The sequence below is a fragment of the Actinomycetospora sp. genome (assembly GCF_055612215.1).
In genome coordinates this window covers 1-2,261 of sequence record NZ_JBVPVA010000943.1, presented here as the reverse complement: position 1 = coordinate 2,261, position 2,261 = coordinate 1, and the positions used below count along the sequence as shown (strand labels likewise).

Here is a 2,261-nt window from a genome sequence, read left to right as displayed (position 1 = left end):
CCTCGACATCGGGGCCAGCGAGAAGGCCGCGCGCTTCGTGCGCACCTGCGACGCGTTCAACGTGCCGGTGGTGACCTTCGTCGACGTCCCCGGCTTCCTCCCCGGCACCGACCAGGAATACAACGGGATCATCCGCCGCGGGGCGAAGCTGATCTACGCCTACGCCGAGGCCACCGTCCCGCTGATCACGGTCATCTGCCGCAAGGCCTACGGCGGCGCCTACGACGTCATGGGGTCCAAGCACCTCGGCGCCGACCTGAACCTCGCCTGGCCGACCGCCCAGATCGCGGTGACGGGCGCCTCGGGCGCGGTGAGCATCCTGTACCGCAAGGAGCTCAAGAAGGTCGAGGACGAAGGTGGCGACGTCGCGGCGCGGCGGGCCGAGCTGCAGCAGGAGTACGAGGACACCCTCGCCAACCCCTATATCGCGGCCGAGCGCGGGTACGTGGACGCGGTGGTCCCGCCGTCCTACACCCGCGGGTACGTGGCCCGGGCGCTGCGCTCGTTCGGCAACAAGCGCGAGACGCTGCCGCCGAAGAAGCACGGGAACATCCCGCTGTGAGCGGGGACGAGCTCCCGGAGCCGGCGCGGCCCGTGCTGCGGATCGTGCGGGGCGACCCGGGTCCCGAGGAGCTGGCCGCCCTGACGGCCGTCCTCGCGGCCGCGTCGGCGGGGTCCGCGGAGCCCGAGGAGGAGCCCGGTCCGGCGTCGGCGTGGACCGAGCGGGAGTCGTTGGTCCGTCGGCCGCTGACCCCAGGCCCGCACGCGTGGCGGATGTCCGGCTGGCGGTAGCCCGGTCCTGCCCCGGTCCTGCCCCGTTCCTGCCCCTCGTGGCAGCAACGGCACAGTGCTGGCGTCCGGCGCCAGGACGGCGCCGTTCGCTCGTGCGCCCGCCGCCCCCCGCGTGCCAGCAACGGCACATTGCTGGCGTCCGACGTCAGGACGGCGCCGTTCGGTCGGCCGGCCGCGCACCGGACCGGTGCCGCGCCTAGGGTCGCGGCCCGTGCGTCTCGTCCTCGCGTCCGCGTCCCCCGCCCGCCGTGCCGTGCTGCGCGCGGCCGGCGTCGAGCCCGACGTCGTGGTCTCCGACGTCGACGAGGAGGCGGTGCTCGCCGCCCTCGGCGAGGCCAGCCCGGCCGAGCGGGTCACGGCGCTGGCACTGACGAAGGCGCGGGTGGTCGCCGGCCGGGTGGCCGAGGAGGTCGACGGCACGGGGACGGCGTTCGACGGCGTCGTCATCGGGTGCGACTCGATGCTCGAGCTCGAGGGCGAGCTGGTCGGGAAGCCCGGCACGGTCGAGGCCGCGCGCGGGCGGTGGGACCAGATGGCGGGCGGGTACGGCGAGCTGCTCACCGGGCACGCCGTCATCCGCGTGCGGGCCGGTGCGCCCGAGGCCGAGATCTCCGGGCACGCGGCGACGATGGTGACGTTCGGATCGCCCACCACCGCGGAGCTGGAGGCCTACCTCGGCTCGGGCGAGCCGCTCTCGGTGGCCGGCGCGTTCACCCTCGACGGGCTGGGCGGCTGGTTCGTGGAGGGCATCCAGGGCGACCCGTCCAACGTCGTCGGGATCAGCCTGCCGCTGACCCGCCACCTGCTCGGCGAGCTCGGGGTGGCCGTCAGCGATCTGTGGGCGTCGACCGGACGGCCGGCGGGCTGACCGGACGCGTCGGCGGACCCGCGCTGCGCGGCGGCGCCGACAGGGGCGGGACACCCGCCCGGCCGCCGGCCGGCGGCACGGCACCGGCCGGCACGGCACCCGGGACGGCGGAGGACAGCGAGCGGACGACCCGGTCGGCGGCCGCGCCGTCGGCCGCCTGACGCGGCCCCGGGGCGGCGACGGCGAGCAGCACCAGGCCCGGCGTGCCGCGTCCGGGTGCCACCGTCGTGACGCGGACGAGCGGACCCGGACCCTCCGACGTCGTCACCCGGCGGACCACGGTGTGGGCGTCGCGCCCGTCGAGACTGCCCGCGTCGTCGGAGACGGCGGCGATCCGACCGCGCTCGCCCGGCGTCCGGCGCATGGCCCCGTCGGCGAAGGCCCCGACGAGACGACGCGCCTCGTCGGCGAGGGCGTCGGGCCCGGCGCCGCGGGCGGGGTCGAGGCGACCGAGGATGACCGTCGCGCGGTCGGCGAGCGTCACCACGGTCGGGAAGCGGTCCGGCGCGACCGGGACGAGCTGCTGGCTCCCGCCGACCTGCCAGCCGGCGGGCACCGCCACCGTGGCCCCGAGAGTGGGTGCCCCGGCCCGCAGCGGACC

Annotated in this window: 3 protein-coding genes and 1 pseudogene; 3 read left to right on the top strand and 1 reads right to left on the bottom strand. The window is 76.6% G+C overall.

Going from position 1 to position 2,261, the window contains the following annotated elements; translation table 11 throughout:
- The 3 genes from AC0CYZ_RS25785 to AC0CYZ_RS25775 form a co-directional block, all read left to right on the top strand.
- The coding region (locus AC0CYZ_RS25785) for a carboxyl transferase domain-containing protein (protein WP_472220654.1) at nt 1-562 on the top strand (562 nt) is incomplete at its 5' end.
- Complete coding sequence (locus tag AC0CYZ_RS25780) at nt 559-792, top strand: acyl-CoA carboxylase subunit epsilon (protein WP_472220652.1); 234 nt, start codon at nt 559-561, stop codon at nt 790-792. The genes AC0CYZ_RS25785 and AC0CYZ_RS25780, both read left to right, overlap by 4 nt.
- A gap of 211 nt (nt 793-1,003) precedes the next feature.
- A complete protein-coding gene (locus AC0CYZ_RS25775) occupies nt 1,004-1,660 on the top strand; it encodes a Maf family protein (protein ID WP_472220650.1) in 657 nt (218 codons plus the stop codon).
- Here AC0CYZ_RS25775 and AC0CYZ_RS25770 read toward each other — a convergent pair.
- Nucleotides 1,620-2,261: pseudogene (locus AC0CYZ_RS25770) on the bottom strand (hypothetical protein); the annotation flags it as partial. The gene AC0CYZ_RS25775 and the pseudogene AC0CYZ_RS25770 sit on opposite strands and share 41 nt — an antisense overlap.